Raw genomic sequence first — 21183 nt, 5'->3', positions numbered from 1 at the left:
ACCTTGTTGCGCAACAATCCATAAATTTATGTTTTTAACATCAGACATCCTTCATATCATCCCAAAATAAAGGCATCTTTCATTTATCGGTTTACACTTGCTGTGACAACATGCCCATTTATCGGGGTTCTCAATAAAAAAATGTAATCTATTTTTGGGATGCTATGATAGATGCCAATATTTTTATGGGAGTATTAAGGAGGCCAAATTATGGAGATACAACACAATGCAATTGCCTTTAAAAATCGAAATTCCAAAATCATTTTTCAGGAAGCCCATAATCTCCATATATGGAAACCACAATCATATATTACCGGATATGGTAAAAGCATATCACCATATCCGGTAATATAACAACATAAACCTTCACTCTAACCCCAAGTTTTTTTTGCTTTTTTATTGCTTCTGATTTATAAATCCAGACCTGATATCCTCCCAAAATGTTGACAAAAAAATTCCCTTCAGTTGTTTCATATAACGGCCATTACAGCCCCTTATGCCACAATGAATATTTGCAAAGTAGGGAGAATAACCTCTTAGTGATTGCCCTCATACAGTTCAGACATACAGGTCTGCCCCCTACAGTTTATTTTATTTAAAAGTCTCCATAAAGTATTGATATATAAAGGCTTTCATGCTTCGTTGTGGCAAATATGTTTGCCGTGGCCGTTTATATGAAAGTCTCGGTAACATCCTGTTTTTAAAACGACTTTCATCTCTTCGATTGTGGCGGTCATCAGCCATGTACGTTATAAAAATAGGCATGTATTTTGCTGTTTAATCAGCCAGAGTTCATTAAAATATATACTCACCAGAGGAGCCTACCATGCCAGTATTGAAAATAATCATCCATAGATTACTCAAAATTACAGGAAAACCCCTTTTGAGTTTTATGTTGTTTGCCTTGGGGTATCTATTTAGGATCAGAGCTATTTTTGACAAGGAATTTAAAAAGCGCCTTAATGAAAAAAATTTTACAGCACAAATCATTGCCCTGAAAGAGAAAAAAGGCAGAATATTTGAGTTCAAGAGCGGTTCTATTGTCGCAAGGTCAACTGATCTCAATTGTGGAAGTAATAATGAACACCATGATGTGGCAAATTTCCAGGCAGATGTTACTGTAAGTTTTACAGATGCTGCTTCTGCTGTGTGGCTCATGCTTAACAGCGGCAATTACCATGAGCAGATCCATGCCATGAAAAATTTTGTTGTAAATGTTGAAGGCCCTGATGATCTTGCCATATGGTTCATGCAGAGTCTCAAATGGCTCAAAGGACTTTCTACCCCTGGTGCTTATGGCATTCCTTTAAAGGATGGTGTCAAAAAATACACAAACAACACCAATGGGGGGCCGGTATTTGTATATGTTAAAGAGGGCAGGATTATACGCATAACTCCCATAGAGTTTGATGACAATGATGCTCCACCCTGGCAAATCAATGCCCGCGGGAAAACTTTTACACCACCAAGAAGAGGCACTGTCAATCCTTATGTTCTTGCCCTGAAGTCACTTATTTATTCTCCGGACAGGCTTTTATATCCCATGAAACGGATAGACTTTGATCCAGATGGAGAACGCAACTGCCAGAATCGCGGAATTTCAGGATATGAACGTATCTCCTGGGACGAAGCTCTTGATATTGTTTCAAAAGAGATTCAGCGCATGAAAAGAGATTATGGCCCGGGTTCCATCATGAATGGAAGCGGTTCCCACCATACATGGGGAAATCTTGGATACTGGTTAAGCACAAGAAACCGCTTCATGAACTCCATTGGCTACTGTCCGGTTGTCCACAATCCCGACAGTTGGGAAGGATGGTACTGGGGAGCCATGCACCACTGGGGTAACAGCATGAGGAACGGGGCATCTGACACCTACGGTACAGTTGAAGATTGCCTGAAAGAGTGTGAGATGATCGTCTTCTGGTCAAGCGACCCGGAATCCACAAGCGGCGTATATGGAGCATTTGAAGGAACAGTGCGCAGGCAGTGGGCAAAGGAGCTTGGCATTGAGATGGTTCATATTGATCCCTATTACAACCATACAGCAGCTCTTTTGGGTGGCAAATGGATAGCCCCAAGACCTGATACAGGCAATGCCATGAGTCTTGCCATAGCATATGTGTGGATTACAGAAGATCTTTATGACAAAGAATATGTTGCACTTCGCACCACAGGATTTGAAAAGTGGCGGGACTACATCCTTGGTTTAGAAGATGGAATTGAGAAAACTCCGGAGTGGCAGGAAAAAGAGACAGAAGTTCCAGCAAGGGAAATTCGTGCCCTTGCCAGAAAATGGGGAACACGGAAAACCTATCTTTCTCCAGGGGGACTTGCCGGATTTGGAGGAGCCTGCAGGAGTGCCACAGGAATTGAGTGGGCACGCTCCATGGTTTGTCTCATGGCCATGCAGGGATTGGGAAAGCCCGGGATAAACATGGGAGGACTCCAGCAGGGAACTCCTGTGGATACACATTTTTTCTTTCCAGGATATGCTGAAGGCGGTCTTTCAGGAGATCTGGACGGCACATCTCTTAGGGTCAATCTATACCAGAGAATGCCACAGCTTCCATCCATGAATACAGTTGCACAGATGATTCCCCGTCTTAGAATACCAGAGGTTTTTCTCAACGGAAGCTGTGAGGGCTATCCCACAGATCCAAAAACCATTGAGGGGCAGTTCAAAAAGTTCAAATATCCGGCTCCAGGATATTCACCTGTAAAGATGTACTATAAATATGGCGGCTCTCATTTTGGAACCATGCCTGAATCCAACCGTTATGTAAAGGCGTATCAAAGCGACAACCTTGAATTTGTTGTGAACCAGTCAATCTGGTTTGAAGGTGAGTCAAAGTTTGCGGATGTCATTCTTCCTGCCTGTACCAACTTTGAAAGATGGGATATAGGAGAGACTGCAAATTCAGGCGGATACAGTCATCATCAGTTTACCCAGTGGAATCACCGGATCATCACCATGCAGCATAAGTGCATTGAGCCTCTGGGCGAATCAAAATCCGACTATCAGATTTTCCTTGAGATTGCCAAGCGTCTTGATCTTGGAGCTCCTTTTTCCGAGGGAAGCTCTGAGCTTGAGTGGTGTCGCCGCCTTTTTAATGCAAGTGATCTTCCAAAGGTTATCTCATGGCAACAGTTTATGAAAAAGGGTTACTATGTTGTGCCGGCTCCTGATGAATCCCTGCGGGCACCTGTCTCATACCGCTGGTTTGCCGAAGGCAGAAAAAAGGATCTGCCGGAACTCTCTCCTTTGCCTTCTGATTATACTGAAAAATGGAAATCCGGTCTCCAGACCCAGTCAGGAAAACTTGAGTTTGAGTCATCAAGCCTCAAGAGATTTGCACCTGATGATCCTGAAAGACCCACAATATCCAAATATATCCCCTCATGGGAAGGACATGGGTGCAAGGATTTGGTGGAAAAATACCCATTGCAGATGATATCCCCCCATCCTCGGTACAGTTTTCATACAATGTTTGATGCTAAAGATGGTTTCATGAACGATGTCAAGGATCACAGAATCCTTAAAAAAGGCCACTATTACTGGATCGTGAGAATAAATCCACTTGATGCTGCGGCAAGAAACATAAGGCAGCATGACCTGGTGGAGATATTTAACGACCGAGGATCGGTTATCTGTGCAGCACAACTTACCCATAGACTACCTCCAGGGGTTGTCCACTCCTGTGAAGGTTCTGCCCGATATGAACCTGTGGGCGAGCCTGGTAATTCTGCTGATAAAGGAGGCTGTATCAACCTTCTTACACCCGGGAAAAGCATCATTAAAAGATCACATTCATCGGCCCCAAACTCATGTCTTGTTCAGATAAGACTATGGAAAAATGAAATGTCTGAAGGAAAAAGTGGGGCTATACAAATTGAAAGAAAAAGTGGGGCTGTACAAATTGAAGGAAAAAGTGTGACTGTACAAATTGAAGGAAAACGAGAGGCAATAAAATGAATAAATGGTTGATGATCATAGATATAGAAAAGTGCGAAAACTGCAATAACTGTTTTCTCGCCTGCAAGGATGAGCACTATCAAAATGACTGGAAGCCCTATACTTTAAGCCAGCCTCTCCACGGCCACCGCTGGATGAACATATTGACACGGGAACAAGGGGAATTCCCTTATATTTCAGTCACCTATCTTCCAAAACCCTGTTTTCACTGTGAAGATGCAGCATGTGTTCGGAATACATCGAAAAAAGAGATATATCAGCGATCTGACGGCATAGTAGTTGTTGATCCTGAAAAAGCCAGAGGAAAACGGAATCTGGTCAAAGCCTGTCCCCAGGGTGCCATATGGTGGAACGAGGAAAATCAGACACCTCAAAAATGTACCCTATGCGCACATCTGCTTGATGATGGCTGGAAGGCACCGCGATGTGTCCAGGCATGCCCCACTGGAGCTTTGACCTTCAAATCGCTTCCGGAAGAGGAGCTTTTCTCATTTATCAAGGCAAATGATCTTGAATCATTTCATAAAGTAATGAGAGGGCGTTCAATAGTTATGTATAAAAATCTTTCCCTTTATAGAAAATGTTTTATAGCTGGATCAGTTGCAACCAGAAAAAATGGAGTGGAAGAGTGTGTTGAAGGAGTCACAGTGGAGTTGTTTAAAAATGGTTCTCTAGTTGATCAAAAAATTACTGATTCATTCGGAGAATACAGATTTTCAGGACTTCCGGAAAAAAGGGGCAAATATCAGATAAGGGTCATTTATCAGCATAAAGTGACAGATGAATTTGATATTGAACTTGTGGAAAGCTGTTTTGCAAAAGTTAGCTGGATATGACGTTTTTGAAACCGACACCTATGCTCTTTGAGGCTTTTAATGAGTCTAAAACCACTTGCACATTCGTACATTTTGGTGACATGTTTCAAAGACTTCTCTCTTTTCTGACAACACAAGTTTATTTCCTGCTCATTCTTTGTCAAAAATGTCTGAATCAGGATGCCCAGGATTAACAGGATAAGGCAGGTTTATCTATCCTGAATATCCTTTTTATCCTGCTTCAGACAAATTCAATAGCTGCAAAATTAAAAAACAAAATACCACTTTCATTGATTAGATTGTAACGCATTTTGCATCGTGGAAGTTATACAGATAGTATAGTTGTCCCGCTGTTTCCCATAAGGCCATAGGTCTGAGCCATGGCTACCTTAGGATTTTCAACCTGTCTTTCACCGCACCGGCCCCTGAGCTGATTGGTGCATTCAATTACCTGCCAGAGCGCCTGGGCAGAAAGAGCTTCTCCATGGGAAGAGAATCCTCCACTTGGATTTACAGGCAGTTTTCCGCCGATTTTAGTCTCACCTTCCCTGAGCATTTTGTCAGCTTCGCCATCTTTACAGAACCCACAGGTCTCAAGATAGACCAGATAATGCCAGGAGCTGTTGTCCGGAAGCTCCAGAACATCAATGTCTTCCGGTCCGATGCCTGATTTTTCATAGGCCTGACGTGAAGCTGAATAGCTTTCACTCAGCATGGGTGCTTCTGGAACAGCTGGGCATGAAAGAGCAGAGATACGGATTGTTGGATCGCCATAGATGGCACTTCCCATTGTGGTGGCATTGATCTTAACAGCTTTATCTGCTTTGGCAATAAGCTCCTTGTCTGCTGTGACAATTACCGCGGCAGCACCGGTACTGACAGGACATATCTCAAAGAGTCTTAAAGGATCGCAGACATAGACAGAGTTCAGTACCTCTTCTATGGTGTAGGTCTTTTTAAAGCGTGCATGGGGATTTTTGGAGCCATATTCACTCATCAGCACCTTTACCAATGCCAAATCTTCTTCTGTGGTGTCATATTTTTCCATTCTTTTCCTGCACTCCAGTGCCCAGTAAATGGGATTAGGCATTCCGCCCATTTTCCAGCGGATTACATCCCTGTCCTGAACTGCATTGTCGGATTTTGCAGTAAGAAAACCTTTTGGGGAAACGTCTGCTCCAAAGGCAAGAGCAGTATCTGTCTCACCGGCAGCAACGCTGTTATATGCCATCCTGATGGAGGCGGAGCCTGTGGCACAGGCATTATAGACATTTACAACAGGAACGCCGGTTTCACCAAAGATGCTCTCCAGATACTGACCGGAAAGGTGACCTGCATTTCCACCATAAATAAAAATTCCAGCCATGATGGCCTGGATTTTTTTCCACTCAATGTCTGCATCTTTCAATGCATTATCAACAGCCACAGCCGCAAAATCGGCAAATACCTGCTCAGAAAAACCCATCCAGGGGTGTATTCCGGTTCCAATAATATATACATCTCTCATTTTTATTATCCCTTTTTTATATGCTTCTACTGATCGCTGATTCGTTATTTAACCGCTTTAAATGCCCAGGTGACCACTTGCTGTTTCTCTTCATTTGTAAACATTTCAAGAATTGTGGTCTCCATCTCCATCCCCATTTTAAGAGATTTGAGATCGGTATCGGTTATGATGCCGGCCACCTGAATTTTCTCATCTTCAAACTCAACAAGGCCAATACCGTAAGGGGTTATCTTTTTTTCGGTTTTAAAAGGTGCGGGGCAGGGATAATATTGAATGGTGTAACTGGCCAGTTTCCCTTTGTGGGGAAGAAGTACGTTCTCCACACCTTCCCTTGAGCATCCAGGGCGATGCTGATAATGTTCCCTTGGAAAAAAATAGGTGCCGCATGAGTTGCATTTTGCACTCATCAATCTCACTTCACCGGTTGACCAATCGACTAAATTGGGTATTCGTGCTACTTTGTTTGCCATGTTTTCCATTGTATTGTTCCTAATAAATTTTGTATCCTGATTGATTATCCTGTTAATCCCGGGCATCCTGATTCATCATGCCCTATTACTGAATCAAATGGGGGATTAACGACCAACAAAATTGGGTGCCCTTTTTTCAAGGAAGGCATTCACCCCTTCTGTTTTGTCCTCCAGGGATAGAGAGAGGGCATACATCTCATATTCGTAGTCAAGGCCATCCTGAAGGCTTGTCTGCATTCCCTTGTTGATGGCCTGCTTGGCAAGCTTCAATGCTGCTGAGCTCTTTGTGGCAATCTTGGCTGCTATCTCCTTTGCCTTTGGCATCAACTCATCCATACCCACAACACGGTTGACAAGGCCGATTCTCTCTGCCTCATCTGCCCGTATAATATCTCCGGTAAAAATGAGTTCCTTTGCCCTGCAGACACCAATGAGACGCTGCAAACGCTGGGTACCGCCACCTCCGGGAATGATGCCGAGATTAATTTCAGGCTGACCGAACTTTGCCTTTTCCGAGGCAATAATAAGATCACAGGCCATGGCAATCTCACAGCCGCCGCCAAGGCAGAAACCGTTTACTGCTGCAATAACAGGTTTTCCAAGCTTTTCCACAATGGAGCCCAAACGAACGATATTGTGTGCTGCAAAGGGTGTTGTGGCGTGGAACTCCTTTATATCAGAACCTGCTACAAAGGCTTTTCCAGAGCCTGTTAGAATCAGCACTTTTATGGCATCATCCTCTTCAACATCCTTGACGGCTGCTGCAAATTCCGCCCGTGTTTTGATATTCAGGGCATTCATGGCCTCGGGGCGATTGAAGGTAATGATGGCAATCTTCTCTTCTTTTTCCAAAATGATATTTTCGTAAGACATACCCTTATCTCCTCAGGATGACATTTTCTGTTTACGGATGCCGTATTCACACAGTTTGCTCAAGGCTTTGACACCGGAGATCAAAGAGGGAAAGACCGGCAACTCTTTTCCCATTTCATCCATGATCACGTTTTTGTATTTGTTGTATCCAACAACCATGCATACCACAACAGGCTTTCCAACCTCTTTGACAATTTTCTGGATGATCTTTTTCTGAACAGCTTCCTCGGTATATTTAAAGCCTGCCAGAATAATGACAGCCGCATCAATATTGGGATCACGGAATGCATCAGGAAAAGTGGTCTCAAGTGTTTTGGTAAAGCCTATCTTAGTTACGGAAAAATAGAGGTCAACGGGATTTGATACTGGTGTGTCAAACATATCCTTTAGTTTCTCTGTTGTTTCCGGAGTAAGTTTTGGCAGCTCCAGACCAAAATTTGCACAAAGATCAGAAACATTGACCCCTACACTTCCGGCCAGAGTAATGACAGCCACCCGGTTTCCTTTGGGAAGGGGCTGGGTGGAAAACACCCTTGCAAAATCTTTAAGTTCTGTAAAATCATCGGCCATTATCATGCCGGTCTGCTTCACAGCAGCCTCAACAATCATTGCATTGCTTGCAATACTTCCGGTATGGCTCATGGCTGCTCTGGCACCGGCTTCGGTACGCCCTCCGGAAAGAAAGATAACCGGTTTTTCTGCAGCAACCTTTTTGGCAATACGGGTAAGATTTCTTCCATCGGAAATCGTTTCAAGATACATGGAGATAACATCCACATCATCCTGATTGCCAAAGTATTCTAAAAGGTCATTTTCATTGACATCGCACTTGTTGCCGAATGAACAGACATTTCTGACATTCAGGCTTTCGTTCTCCACAAGATCCGATGCCATTCCCGCAGCAAGAAGGCCTGACTGACCTATGAGCACCACATTACCCTTTGGTACTTTTTTTGTTATCGGGTAAATGGATGTTACAATGTCCCGTGATACAATACCGGAACAGTTAGGCCCCATTACCCGAATATTGTTTTTCTTTGCAATATCAACTATCTGTTGCTGATAGAGTTTTCCATCTCCTCCCATTTCAGCAAATCCGGCAGATTCGATTATTACGGCTTTAACGCCCTTTTTAGCGCAATCTTCCATGGTTGCAACAGTAAGTTTTGGAGTGGGAAGAACTGTAACAACCAGATCAACATCTCCGGGAATTTCTGTTACACTGCGATAGACCTTATATCCCAGGATTTCATCTGATTTGGGGTTTACAGGATAGACATTTCCGCTGAAATCGCTGTCAGATATATTTTTTATGATTACGTACCCCAGTTTTCCAGGGGTTCCGCTTGCTCCGATTACAGCAATAGATTTGGGTTTAAAAAATAGTTCCATCATGGCTTTGCACCATCCTTTATCTCACTTGGTTTGGCGAATTGGTGTTTACTATCTGTTTGAAATACCTGCACAAAATTAATCCGGCTTCTTTTTACAGGATTTTTCATGATCATTGATAATCAGGTAGTGCTTCGTCAAGACTAAGATTCAGGGTACTCTGTTAATAGAATTAACACTAAAATTAAGATTTGACAAAGCAGTAGTAGTTAATCTGCTGCAAGAATGATCCGCGCATCAACCACTGCGGCTCCCTCTTTGTATGTAAACACCGGATTCATGTCGATCTCTTCAATGCCGGGTGTGTTATCCACAAAATCCGAGAGCTTCAGCAGCATATCCTGTAGATAAGCGATATCAGCAGGCTCTTGTCCCCGATAGCCTTCAAGCAGTTTTTTCCCCTGGATTTCACCTGTCATCTCAATGGCATCTTTTTTCTCTATTGGGACAATGCGGAAGGAGACATCTTTTAACACTTCAACCAATACACCACCAAGCCCGAACATCACAACCGGTCCAAAACTTGGATCCTTTATCATTCCCATAATTATCTCTGTGCCGGTTTTTGCCATGCCCTGTACAGCAACACCTTCTATATCGGCATCGGGACAGGCAGCCCTGCATGATGTCATAATCTCGTCAAAAGCCTTTTCAACTTCTGCCCTATCTTTGAGATTGACCTTGACACCGCCGGCATCGCTTTTGTGTGTAATGTCAACCGAGGATATCTTCAACACCACCGGATATCCCATCTCTTCACTCAACGCCACCGCCTCTTGCTTTGTTGTGGCAAGGCGCGTGTCCGTGCAGTTGATTCCAATTTCACCTAAAATCTGTTTGGCCTCAATTTCTGTCAGGATGGTGCGTTTTTCCTGTCTGGCCTTTTCAATGATATCCAATCCAGTCATGGATTCTCCTCAATTTTAATGGAGTAAAATTACTGTGCTGTCAGCCCGCCATCCACAAAAATGGTCTGCCCTGAAATAAATCCGGCTGCATCTGAAGCCAGAAATACACATGCTCCGGCAAGATCTTCGGGCAGGCCAATGCGTCCCATGGGAACGGCTGCGGCATATTTTTTGGCAAGCTCGGGATTATCGGCAATGTGTTTTGTCCCTGGGGTGATGATCAGGGCAGGACCTATGGCATTGACGCGGATATTAAGGGGTGCCCACTCAATGGCAAGGGCTTTTGTGACAAGCTCCACAGCCCCTTTGGTGGCACAATAGCCGGAATTTCCGCCGCTGTAGCCCCTGATTCCTCTTACTGAAGAAAGATTTATTATGGAACCGCACTTCTGCTCTTTCATAACCCGTCCCACAGCCTTACAGGCAATCATGGTGCCCTTTACATTGACATTAAAAAGCTTTTCCCAATCCTCCACAGGATACTCAAAGGCATCATGCTTTATATTCATTCCCATGGCATTAACCAGGATATCAATTCTTCCATATTTTTTAACCACGACATCCACAAGATCAGCCATACTTGCTTCACTTGTGACATCACAGGGAATAGCAATGGCTTCGTTGCCGGACTCTTTTGTGATTTTAGCAGCTACGGCCTCAATGGCATCCTTGTTACGACTGGAGACGATCACTGTGGCTCCATGAACTCCCAATCCAAGGGCCAGTGCTTCTCCGATGCCGCCTGCACCACCTGTGACAACAGCGATTTTTCCACTTAACTTAAATATATCTTTCATTCTTATTCCTCGTTATTATTAAAAATTAATGGCCTCGTAAAAAGTCAGATTTCAGCATTTTTGCAGTTATAACATGCTGAAATTATTAATAGCGATTTTGCAGATTTCGACTTTTTACAGGAGCATCAAAATTGGCACTATAAAAATATTGGTTCATTCTAAGGTTTGCCATTTGTCTGAAAAAATGAAATCCTTATTAAAAAGCTCTAATTACTCAAAGTCGACACCTATGATCTTGTAAGCCTTGTCAACACTGTCTGAATCAGGATTCCCAAGATTAACAGGATAAGGCAGGATTATCTTATCCTGAGCATCCTATCCATCCTGGTTATCCTGGTTCAGACAACTGCAATAACTTCTGAAAAAGCAATAAGATGTCGATTTTGAGTAAGGTTTGCCATTTGTCTGAAAAAATGAAATCCTTATTAAAAAGCCCTAATTAAAAAGCCCTATGGGGTTACAATAAAAACAAGCACTTCAGCCGGCTTTCCATTGTTAATGGTCATATCACGCTCTTCCCCAGGGGCTATGTAGATCATATCCCCTTCATTCAGAAGATGTGACTCTCCATCCTTTCCATTAACAGTAATGGACCCTTTGGTAACATAATAGACCCGTTCCTTGGGAGATGGAGACATTTCTGCCCCGCCATCTGGCTGAAAATAGGAGTAACAGACAGTAATTCTTTTGGAGTCTGCCTCGGTTATTTTCTGAAGACCATAAACCCCGAAATGTTTGGCAGCATCATAGGGGGTGCCTTTTGCGTCTTTTACGCTGATCATACGGATTCTCCTTAAAATAGTTGAATGTAGAAACAAAAGATGGCTTGTCTCTACATCCAATTGAGGGTAGTGTCATAAAAGTGTTGATATCTTTTTGTGAAAGCCCTGCTGAATCAAGGTTTGTGAAGAGCTCATCAACATATTTGGGACACCACCCAATTGAGCCTTTGTTGAACGTTCGGCAGGATTATCTATCCTGAACTCTTGTTTATCCTGGTTATCCTGATTCAGACAAATTCAGTAAATGAAAAAACCAATAAGATGTCGATTTTGAGTACTTAACTATAATCTTCTATCTCGTTAAGCAGGGGAGATTACAATTTCCCCAAGGTTCACATCGGTGCGGGTGAAAAATTCGGCCTTACAGGAGTCATAACCATCTTTTTCCACGGTAATGGAATAGGCGCTGTTTTTCTCAAGACCTTCAAACTCAAAATCGCCATAGGCATCTGAGAGGATTTCCCGCTTTTCACCATTTCCTTCAAGAATAATTTTTACCCCTTCAGCACACTCTTCCTGTTGATCTGAAAGCACAACTTCACCGGCCACAAACCTTTTGGGAATGCCGATATATTTCACAGAAGGAGCTGTTCCATATTCAGGGTGAAAACTTTCTGTTTTCGACACTTTAGTTACCTTTGAGATCTCACTTTCAGGGTCATCAATGTCTCCAAAGTACATGGCACCTGTGGGGCATGACTCAACGCATCGGGGCATCTTTTCTCCCTCTTCAAGGCGATGGACACACATGGTGCATTTCTGTGGGATTTCTAGTTCCTCGTTCCAGTAAATAGCCCTGTAGGGACATGCATTGACAATATCCTTTTGCCCCTTTGCCTTTTCAGGATCTATCACCACTATGCCGTCATCTCTTTTATATACTGCCCCATTTTTTGCTGCGGAAATGCAGGGGGCTGCCTCGCAGTGCATGCAGGCATTGGGGATATGGGAGAGTTTGGGGCGGGGAAATTTGCCTCGCTCAATCTCGTTAATCCTCATCCAGAACTGTCCATTCAACGGCTGTGCTGCCGAATATGGCAGATAGTCATTACCAAAATGTTCATCCCGGCAGGCCAGAAAACAGTTGTAGCAGCCGGTGCATCTATTGACATCAATCAGAATCGTTTTACGTGCCATGTTGATCAGCCCTCCCACTTTTCAATTTCGATGAGACAGGAATTCGGCGTCATTCCCGGAGCGTTTTTGGATACCATGCGTGACGGTGTCAGAATATTCACGCATCCCCCCTTGTCGATTGAGTCGGCATTGCCAGGAGATAGGGGATCATATTTGGCCGATGATGCATAACTGTGAATCACCCCCGGGCGTACCCGTTCAGTGATCACGGCACAGCAGAGTACTGAGCCGCGGTCGTTGTAGAGCCTTACAATATCACCGTTCATAATGTTGCGAGGTGTTGCATCTATGGGATGAATCCGAGCCGGCCACCAGGCATAGCCATCTTTCTTGATCCTGTGAACCGGAATGTCATCAAGCCAGTCAGTGTGTTTGTCATAGTGACAGTGGAATGAAAACCTTGGATGGGGTGACAGCAGTTGCAAAGAGTATTTTTTATAGATATCTGAATGGTGCCCCTCAAAACTTGGGATATAACGCGGAGATACAGGGCGTTCATCATCATCCGGAAAATATTTTTTCAGGCTCTCGGAAGAAAACTCGATCTTACCGGAAAAGGTTCCAAGCTCCTTTGCCTTTTCTGTTTTGCGCTTGGGGTTCATGGGGTCAGGTGTGTCACAATCCCTTCCTTCGGCAAACCACCTCATGGAAGGCGTGGGTTTGTAGTCATCCTTTATATTAATGATCTGATACCCTTTTTTATTAAAGGTCTCCCAATCCACAACCTTTGGCAGATCCGAGGCATCAAAAAATGCCTTGCACCACTCAAGCTCTGTCTTGCCGTCGGTGAACTCCTCTTTTCTTCCAAGTTTATCGGCAATCAGGGTAAAAATTTCGTAATCGGACTTGGACTCCCACATGGGCTCAAGACACTTCTGCTGACGGACAATAATGCGGAAATTACAACCGCTGCTGGCATGGCATGTGTAACCGCCACATGCACCCCACTCTCCCACATCATCCCTCTCAAAGTTGGAGCAGGCCGGCAGAATGATGTCTGCCATGCGGGTCTCGCTGTTGTACCAGACATCCTGATTAATGACGAATTCAAGTTTTGGACTTTGATACATGCGAACCCATTTGGAGGTGTCGCTCAATGTGCCCATAAATGAACCGCCGTATCTGTAGAACATCTTGATCTCGGAATAGCCTTTCATTGGATATTCAAAATGGGTGAACTGCTGCTCCAGTGACTGGCCGCAAAAGCCCTCTCCATACCAGCTTACCGGCGGATTGAGAACCGCATCGGGCAGGGTGAGGCGCCACAAGCGCTGTTTGGTGGGGTTCATGGGCTTATGTTTTGCAATACTTGTTGTGGAGACACGTCCTTCAAGGTCGGCATAGGCCGGAAACCAGATATCCACATCTGACGGCGCTCCCATGGTGGTTCCCCAGATGGAGCGCCCGGGTTTTCCAAGACCCTGCATGGCCTGGAGCAGTACCATCATTCTTGCCCACTCTGTACCAAATGCTGTACGGCATGCACCACCTTCACCGCCACGGGCACCGCCGGAAAGAATGGTTCGTTTAGCTGCCCATTTTCGGGCAAGAGTCCTGATCACCCTAGCCTTGATGCCGGATTCGGCTTCTGCCCATTCAGGAGTTTTTGGAACACCGTCTGTCTCTCCAAGGACATAGGGTTTGAACTCGTCAAATCCAATTGTCCGATCCTTTACATACTCCTTGTCATAGAGATCTTCTGTAATCCAGACATATGCAATGGCCATGGCAAGGGCGGTGTCGGTTCCCATTCTGGGGGCAAGCCATTTTCCCTCCATGGCACCAGCTGTAAAGTTGTGAAAAGGATCAATGAAGATCATCTCCACACCCTTTTCTTTAAGCCATGTGCGCCACATTGCTGAATCCTGGCCTGTGTAGGTACCCCTTGTGCTGTCAGGGTCATTGGACCAGAAGACAATCATTTCAGCATTTTGAAGGGCATCTCCCAGCATGTCATAGGGTTCTGGCATTCCAAGACGCCAGTAGAATCCATAGGTATGGGTGGCGCCCCAGTGCCATCCTTCCCAGCTATCAGGGTTATCGAGAACCGGCGTGAACTCCAGCATGTTCATGAACCGCGCAAACGGACCCATCTTGTAACCCACTATGCCCCAGTTGTGATGGGAAGAGGTCATGCCGCTGATGGCGGAGCCGCCATGCTTATCCTTTATACGTGTGATTTCCGAAGCAATGATTGAGATGGCCTCATCCCATGAGATCCGCTCATAGGCTGATTTCCCCCTGTTCTGGGGATTTCTCTCTCCATTTGGATCAAAATCCACCCGTTTCATGGGATACTTGATCCTTTCATCAGAAAAGAGCCGCCTACGTTCCCCATGGACATAGGGGGCTATGTTGAATTTCTTTTTCGGGGAATATTTTTTCCCACCTGCTTCTATTGTCCAGGGTTTAAAATCCTTTTCATCCGCAACAAGGGGACGAATCCGCTGGACCTTCCCGTCTTTGACATAGACGCTGACAGGGCCTGCATTGGTGCAGTTTGTAAACACTTGTTCTGTCATCATGAACCTCCCGACATGTTTGGCGTGGCTGGTATGGTTGTGCGCTAATCTATCAGACAACTTGTCTCACCATAATTAATTTCATGTCATATTACATGCAATCATAGAAAAATAAAAGCATAAAATTTAAAAAAACAATTTTTTACCGTGAAAGCACCCCTCATCATTTTCATAATCGGGGGTGGCCAAAATTTCAGTTCAATCAAAATGGGAAAGTTATTCTGTGCTCAACTCCTTAATAATCAACCGATTTTAATTTTTTTTCATTTAAAACATTTAACTGTTGACTATTTTCACAATCACTATATACTCATGATGTTATGCGTTTGTTTGAAACGCAAAGGTTTTATCTTAATGCAGCTATCCTTTTAGACAAAAGGGATATTTTAAGAAAAGCCGATTTTATTTTTTATATAGTGTTACAGGAGATTGCCGACTATGGCTAATGGTATCGTAAAATGGTTTAACGACTCAAAAGGTTTTGGATTTATTGAACAGGAAAATGGACAGGATGTTTTTGTACATCACACAGGTATTAATTCAACAGGGTTTAAATCCCTGAATGAGGGAGATCGCGTATCATTTGAAGTGGAACAAGGTCAGAAAGGCCTTGCAGCAACAAATGTGACTGTGATCTAAGTTAACCATTTTTTAAATATTTAAAACTTTAGGCCCCTGGATGAGCAATCATTCAGGGGCTTTTTTTTTACCGTGAATCTTCTGTTTGTATGGAAAATCCAAATTCTTTCAGTAAGCATGGGAATTCAAGAAATCAGGAACAAACAGCGACACGATCTCCAGTGTTATATTGAAAGCTGCCAAACACCTGGGTGATGCTTGTGGCATATTTGGAAAAACTCCCCTGCTTCAGATCAAAACATCGAATCAGATCCAGCATCCACAAAGGTACCTGGGTTGAATAGCACTTCAACTCCAGGATGACGGAACAGTCGGGATCAAAAACCGTTTCGTTGTCGTAGCCACTCATCTCTTTTTCATCCGGAATGAGGTTGAATCGCTCTTCGGGCTGGCTACTTAGATTCATGTCAAAGGTGACTCTTGCATAATCATCTACATCGGAGATAAACGCTTTGCGCCGATAGTGGGTCAAAATCCTGGGAGCCGCCTGGTAGGAACATACAAGGCGGATAAAAAGATCTGCGTTTAATGCATTTTTTTCATTCTGGAACCCCTCCAATTGATGCATTGAGCCTTCCAGAGCCTGTGACCACAGGGGATCATGTACCACCGACCGATATTTTCTCACAATGCGGTTGCGTTTCTGCTTTACTTCAAAAAGCAGGGCAGGCCGGACTGTATATCATATGTCCGGATGCGCATGTTAAAACGATTTTCACTCCCTTCCATCCGGTTTCTCAAAAACAGATAATCGGGGGAATCAAAATAGAGGCTGTACACATCGTAGAGCCCATCCTCTGTTTTGTCGGAATAGTTATCCTTTGAGCAGTAGATGGAGACAAAATCGGAAATGGGATCAACCAGCGATGCGGGAATCAGGTATTTTAATTCATGCCGTTCAAGAAGGGAGGGCATCTCCTGTTGGGAACTGTTTTTCATTGGACTGTTTTTCATTGGACAATACCCTCCTTGTGGTCTGCCAGATGATTGATCAAAGGCTTTTCACTTAATATGCCGGTGATATCAAGCAGATTGATATAGGTTGTGCGTATCATGCGGGAAAGTTTCGCAAGAAGAATGTCATTTTTGAACATGCCTTTCCTGAGTCTCAGCAGGGTCAATGGGTCTGTGCCTTCCATCTGAAGTAACCGGTCAAAGGTAGCAGGAGCAAACCCCTCTTCTTTTTTCTTTTTTACTGCGGTGTACTGTGCTATCCGGTTATGGAGTTTTTGCTGGATGACGGGGATTGTGTGGTTGATTTCCCGTTCCAATGCATTCCGGTCACTTCTGGATTTCATGCTCTCCAGTTTCTGCTGCCGAAGCTTGGTCTCACTCCCTGAGCCAATGGGAATGGAAAATCCGAATTCAATGGAAAAAGCGTCGTCAAAATCTTCCTCATCGGCGGCATTGTATGCGGTTTCGACAAACGTGATGATGCGGTTTTTTTCAGCGACTTCCAGTCGGTATTCTGCTTCTGCCGTTGCCACATCTCTTTCGGCATTTTTGAGATAATTATTTTCATGTTCTCTATTCACAAGCATGCCTGAAATTCGATCTGAAATCTGTTCCATGGTGATCATCCGACTACCATCCAGGGAAATTTCTGCCCCGTTTACCTCACCCCCCAGCCCCCTCTCCATGAATGGAGAGGGGGAGTTCGAGTCACTCAATGGGATCCCGTTCCTGAGAGATGTTGGAGCACCAAGAGATAGCCCAGAGTTAAGAGATTCTTGCCTGGAATATTCCCTTTTTTCTTTAATATCAGCGGTCACAGCACGTTTCTGATTTTTCAGTTCCATGAGATCCACCTGGAGTGCAATCCGCAAATTTTCCATATCTGCAAGTTCTCCGGGATCAAAATCAGGTGTATCCACATGTCGTTTCAGGACGCTTTCCCAATCTTCATAAAGGAGATTCAGTTCTTCATGAAGCGTCGTCATTTCAGAGAAGTAAAGGAAATCGACAACAGTCAGATACCGGTTTTTCAAGGCCATATGAAACAGAGAATCCAGCTCTGCCGTGCCGGATTGAAGCATTGCATTGTGCACATCTTCTTCACTTTTGATTTCATCCCATCCCCTGGGTTTAAATCGCAATGTGTATTTTTGCTGATTGCTTTCAAATTGATCAATGCTGATTCTGAATTCAGGATCTTCAATAAATGAGATCCCTCCAGGTGTCTGTTTCAAGAAATGAATTCGCTCACTCTGGGCAGAGAGAGTCGGATCTACAAAAGCGGTGCAGAGAAATTTTGCGATTGAAATCTCTGAACTCTTGTCGGCCAAAGGAACGGCAGTGCCAGTGGTAGTGATATTGGTAGTGGTAGTGACATTAGCATCACAGGGTAACCAGGAAACAAAGATAAAAAGAAGAACCAAAAGCAGTGCAAACCCCTTGGCTTTAAAGACAAAGGCCATTTGGCACCTTTGTTTTATGATATCTCCAATACATGTACAGGATAGCATTTTCATTTTTTTACCTATTCCCCATTATATATTTTTCAGATGCATTAGCCTGGAAGGAACATCCGATCCCTGGTCAAAGGTGACGACAAAGCAGTTCCGAAGGGAATCAAATGTTATTCCTTCGGGGTTCAACTGATTAAAATAATAGGTTTTGATCAAATTCCCTTCTGTGAAATCAAACACCCGAAGCGCCCCGATTATTCCGGCTCCTGGTTTATCTCCTTTCTCTTTGTGACTGGAAAGAACCAACAACTGATTTTGGTAATGGAAAAGATCCGAAATACCCGCAGCTCCTTTGCTGGCCCCTTTACCTTTAACTTTTCCTTTGCTGGCTGATTCATTGCCTACCCAACTATCTAACCCATTACCTGATTGGCTATCATGATCCTGGAGATCAAGCGTTCGCCATATCTGTACCTGCCCCTTATCAAGATGATTTTTTTCCAGCATCATACGGAAATTGCTGATTTTGAGGATTACCGCCTGGTTCTCTTTCAATGGTTTTTTAAACCCCAGAAACAGATCATCCTGCTCAACAAACATCCCTTCTATTTCAATGTTTCGCTTTTCTGTGCCGATGAACGCTGCCCACTTCTCATCCGGATTTCTCACTGCAGCTTCCTTTAGAAGATCGTATAGTAACACATGCCCATCCTGGATGAGTCGGCTTCCGCTGCGGCGTACCTGAACAAAGAGCTTTCTTTCGTCGGGAAGTTTTCCGTTCTTTTTTCGATCCTGGGAGCAGCAGATATAAATAGTTCCATAATCATCCTGGCAGATGGCTTCCATGTCATCAATTTTATCCAATCCTTCTATTGGCAGTTCATTTGTGATTTTTGCCCTGTTATCCATCAGATAGAGGATATTTTTTTTCTTCTCGACGTCATCACTGATCACCAGGTATCTGTCCAGATCCTTAAGGTAGATGAGACCGGAGGCTTCCATGTCAGCACCTGTGATGGGGATGTCGGCGCCTTTGGTCGTCACGCTTGCATCGGCAGCATAACTCTCTAAGGAGAACCATTTTTTGAGCCATGCCAGATAACGATTCTCATTATGAGTCGCCGTCTCAATCATCACTTTCTCTCCCAGGAGAAATGGATTTCCATCCGGAAGACGAATTTCAACTTCCCGACCCCACAACTGAATTTCGGGCCGCTTTTTCAATCTCAACGGATATTCGATGATCCGTGAACCCACCCCCACAATTTCACCCTGGATACGTTTAGCTTCTCCGGTCAGGGCATTCACATAAACGGTATCTCCGCTTGATGCCAAATTATGGATATTTTCATGGATATAGCCCCTGACATAGGAAGGCGCACGGGTATGGAGTGTCAAAATCGGTTGAAACGGAGAGACTTTTTCACCGGCTTTGCAATGAATGGAACCAATAATGCCGTCAATGCCTGCAAGAATCAGAAGAGATTCTTTTTCCCTGTTAAGGAGCTCAAGTTCCTTTTTAAGGCTCTCCTGGCGTATGGTTTCAGGGGTTTCAGAAGATGCCAGTCTGGTCGTCAAGTCATCAATTTCCCCTTGAAATCGTTTTTCGGTCAGGTGTCGTTCCTGTTTTAAATTTTCGATTTCAAGGGCCATGGCACCGGGTTTCCTATCTATTTCCGTATCTTGCAAGCCTTTGGAAACAATATTAATACTTTTCAGGCTGGACACCATCTCTTTATTAAAGTCGTACCTCGATTCAATCTGCTGGATTTCATGGTCGATCTCGCTGACACGAACCGTTTTCTGTGCCTTGAGCTGACGAATTTCAGACATGATCTCATCCCTGTTAATACCATCCTGGCTTTTCAGCTCTTCCAGCTGATGGGAAATCCCATTGATTTTCAGTGTCAACTCCGGCCGTTCAAGCTCCACCAAAACTCTTCCTTTTTGAATTTCCTGGCCGGGAACAACATGAATCGTCCGAATTTCGACGGAATTTTCTGAATTGATGATCACTTCCCGTGTTTCCGCAATGCCTTGAAATGCCGTTGTCTCCTCTGTTCCGGTGAATGACGTAATTCTTACAACCACAAGAAAAGCGAATATCCATGCGAGGTAGAGTAATTTTTTACACATCTGAACGTCTCCTTTTTATAATTCCACCGTAGTTTCCTGCAACAACAGGCTGACGCCTTTGATGTGGTTGATGCTATTGAGTTCCTCCAGCAGATCTTCTTTGCCCTTTCTATATTTCATTTTAATATGGTAGGCGTAGTCCAATCGTTTGCCCTGGGCAATATCCCGCAGGGTGATCAGGGCAAAGACCTTGCAGTTATTTTTCAGAATGTCACTTAGCATCCCCTTGCTTTCCGGATCGTTTTCCATATTAAACCGCAACATGCCATCATAGTATCCGGTCTGACCAAAGGGAGAGTGGTAAAGGATAAAGGCGGCCACACAGAATCCAACGGTTCCCACAACAGCGATATCGAATCCGCCCACCCCGCTGGCAATCCCCGATGCCAGGGCGGCAAACATGAAAATGATATCCCTTGGATCCTTGAAACTGGTACGAAAGCGGATGATGGCAAGGGCTCCCATCATGCCAAGTCCACTGGCAAGGCTGTCTCCAATGGCCTGCATCACCGTGGCGGCCACGATGGAGCTGAGAATCAGGGACTGCACAAAATTCCTTGAGTAGGAGAGGCCCCGGAATGTCTTTTCGTACACCATGGCAATCAGGGTGGAGAGTAGAAAAGAGATCAACAGTGTGTAAAGCACCGTGATAAATGACGAATTGGCTGAACTGTTTTGAAGGGCTAATGTATCGAGCATGACTTCATCTCCTGAAAAAATAATAATCAAAGCCCATCCCCATGGAGCACCATGGGAATGGGGATAGTTGCAAATCGTTTTTTCCGGCATCTTTCATATCATCCCCAAAGTAGTTTACACTT

At 44.2% G+C, this 21183-nt stretch carries 18 protein-coding genes; 4 read left to right on the top strand and 14 right to left on the bottom strand.

Annotated elements, in window-relative coordinates; genetic code table 11:
- Positions 1-210: 210 nt before the first annotated feature.
- From MTBBW1_RS28175 to MTBBW1_RS06280, 3 genes are all read left to right on the top strand, one after another.
- Complete coding sequence (locus MTBBW1_RS28175) at positions 211-354, top strand: hypothetical protein (protein ID WP_186441111.1); 144 nt, start codon at positions 211-213, stop codon at positions 352-354.
- 472 nt (positions 355-826) lie between these two features.
- Positions 827-3976, top strand: a complete 3150-nt coding sequence (locus tag MTBBW1_RS06285; RefSeq protein WP_080800726.1) for a molybdopterin-dependent oxidoreductase — start codon at positions 827-829, stop codon at positions 3974-3976.
- On the top strand, positions 3973-4812 hold the full coding sequence (locus MTBBW1_RS06280) for a 4Fe-4S dicluster domain-containing protein (RefSeq protein ID WP_080800724.1): 840 nt from the start codon (positions 3973-3975) through the stop codon (positions 4810-4812). The genes MTBBW1_RS06285 and MTBBW1_RS06280 overlap by 4 nt, the downstream gene beginning before the upstream one ends.
- A gap of 304 nt (positions 4813-5116) precedes the next feature.
- Here the strand turns inward: MTBBW1_RS06280 and MTBBW1_RS06275 are convergent, their stop codons facing one another.
- From MTBBW1_RS06275 to MTBBW1_RS06235, 9 genes are all read right to left on the bottom strand, one after another.
- The gene (locus MTBBW1_RS06275) at positions 5117-6298 is read right to left on the bottom strand and encodes a thiolase C-terminal domain-containing protein (RefSeq protein ID WP_080800721.1); all 1182 of its coding nucleotides are present in this window, start codon (positions 6296-6298) and stop codon (positions 5117-5119) included.
- 44 nt (positions 6299-6342) lie between these two features.
- Positions 6343-6777, bottom strand: a complete 435-nt coding sequence (locus MTBBW1_RS06270; RefSeq protein ID WP_186441110.1) for a Zn-ribbon domain-containing OB-fold protein — start codon at positions 6775-6777, stop codon at positions 6343-6345.
- A 96-nt stretch (positions 6778-6873) separates the two neighbouring features.
- Positions 6874-7641: an enoyl-CoA hydratase/isomerase family protein gene (locus MTBBW1_RS06265; protein WP_080800716.1), complete on the bottom strand. Its 768-nt coding sequence runs from the start codon at positions 7639-7641 to the stop codon at positions 6874-6876.
- Positions 7642-7653: 12 nt separating this feature from the next.
- Entirely contained in the window at positions 7654-9036 is a 1383-nt protein-coding gene (locus tag MTBBW1_RS06260) for an acetate--CoA ligase family protein (RefSeq protein WP_080800714.1), read from the bottom strand.
- Between the two features lie 206 nt (positions 9037-9242).
- On the bottom strand, positions 9243-9941 hold the full coding sequence (locus MTBBW1_RS06255; protein WP_080800711.1) for an acetate--CoA ligase family protein: 699 nt from the start codon (positions 9939-9941) through the stop codon (positions 9243-9245).
- Positions 9942-9970: 29 nt separating this feature from the next.
- On the bottom strand, positions 9971-10738 hold the full coding sequence (locus MTBBW1_RS06250) for an SDR family NAD(P)-dependent oxidoreductase (protein ID WP_080800709.1): 768 nt from the start codon (positions 10736-10738) through the stop codon (positions 9971-9973).
- Between the two features lie 449 nt (positions 10739-11187).
- On the bottom strand, positions 11188-11520 hold the full coding sequence (locus MTBBW1_RS06245) for a cupin domain-containing protein (protein WP_080800706.1): 333 nt from the start codon (positions 11518-11520) through the stop codon (positions 11188-11190).
- A gap of 300 nt (positions 11521-11820) precedes the next feature.
- Positions 11821-12657, bottom strand: coding sequence for a 4Fe-4S dicluster domain-containing protein (locus MTBBW1_RS06240; RefSeq protein ID WP_080800703.1), 837 nt, complete (start codon positions 12655-12657; stop codon positions 11821-11823).
- A 5-nt stretch (positions 12658-12662) separates the two neighbouring features.
- Positions 12663-15182, bottom strand: a complete 2520-nt coding sequence (locus MTBBW1_RS06235) for a molybdopterin-dependent oxidoreductase (protein ID WP_080800700.1) — start codon at positions 15180-15182, stop codon at positions 12663-12665.
- A gap of 435 nt (positions 15183-15617) precedes the next feature.
- On the opposite strand from MTBBW1_RS06235, the gene MTBBW1_RS06230 reads away from it, so the two are divergent.
- Positions 15618-15818: a cold-shock protein gene (locus MTBBW1_RS06230; protein ID WP_080800697.1), complete on the top strand. Its 201-nt coding sequence runs from the start codon at positions 15618-15620 to the stop codon at positions 15816-15818.
- Between the two features lie 133 nt (positions 15819-15951).
- Here the strand turns inward: MTBBW1_RS06230 and MTBBW1_RS30170 are convergent, their stop codons facing one another.
- The 5 genes from MTBBW1_RS30170 to MTBBW1_RS06205 are packed head-to-tail and all read right to left on the bottom strand — an operon-like array spanning position 15952 to position 21151.
- The gene (locus MTBBW1_RS30170) at positions 15952-16428 is read right to left on the bottom strand and encodes a VTC domain-containing protein (protein WP_342743884.1); all 477 of its coding nucleotides are present in this window, start codon (positions 16426-16428) and stop codon (positions 15952-15954) included.
- Positions 16429-16466: 38 nt separating this feature from the next.
- The gene (locus MTBBW1_RS30165; RefSeq protein ID WP_080800692.1) at positions 16467-16772 is read right to left on the bottom strand and encodes a VTC domain-containing protein; all 306 of its coding nucleotides are present in this window, start codon (positions 16770-16772) and stop codon (positions 16467-16469) included.
- Positions 16769-18289 carry a TolC family protein gene (locus MTBBW1_RS06215; protein ID WP_080800689.1) on the bottom strand — a complete coding sequence of 507 codons (1521 nt, stop codon included), beginning with the start codon at positions 18287-18289 and terminating at the stop codon, positions 16769-16771. The genes MTBBW1_RS30165 and MTBBW1_RS06215 overlap by 4 nt, the downstream gene beginning before the upstream one ends.
- Positions 18290-18307: 18 nt before the next feature.
- Positions 18308-20362 carry an HlyD family secretion protein gene (locus MTBBW1_RS06210; RefSeq protein ID WP_080800685.1) on the bottom strand — a complete coding sequence of 685 codons (2055 nt, stop codon included), beginning with the start codon at positions 20360-20362 and terminating at the stop codon, positions 18308-18310.
- Between the two features lie 15 nt (positions 20363-20377).
- On the bottom strand, positions 20378-21151 hold the full coding sequence (locus MTBBW1_RS06205) for a DUF4956 domain-containing protein (RefSeq protein WP_245809281.1): 774 nt from the start codon (positions 21149-21151) through the stop codon (positions 20378-20380).
- Between the last annotated feature and the right edge of the window lie 32 nt (positions 21152-21183).

This window comes from Desulfamplus magnetovallimortis (genome assembly GCF_900170035.1).
GTDB classification, from domain to species: domain Bacteria; phylum Desulfobacterota; class Desulfobacteria; order Desulfobacterales; family Desulfobacteraceae; genus Desulfamplus; species Desulfamplus magnetovallimortis.
This window is presented reverse-complemented; position numbering and strand designations above follow the sequence as displayed.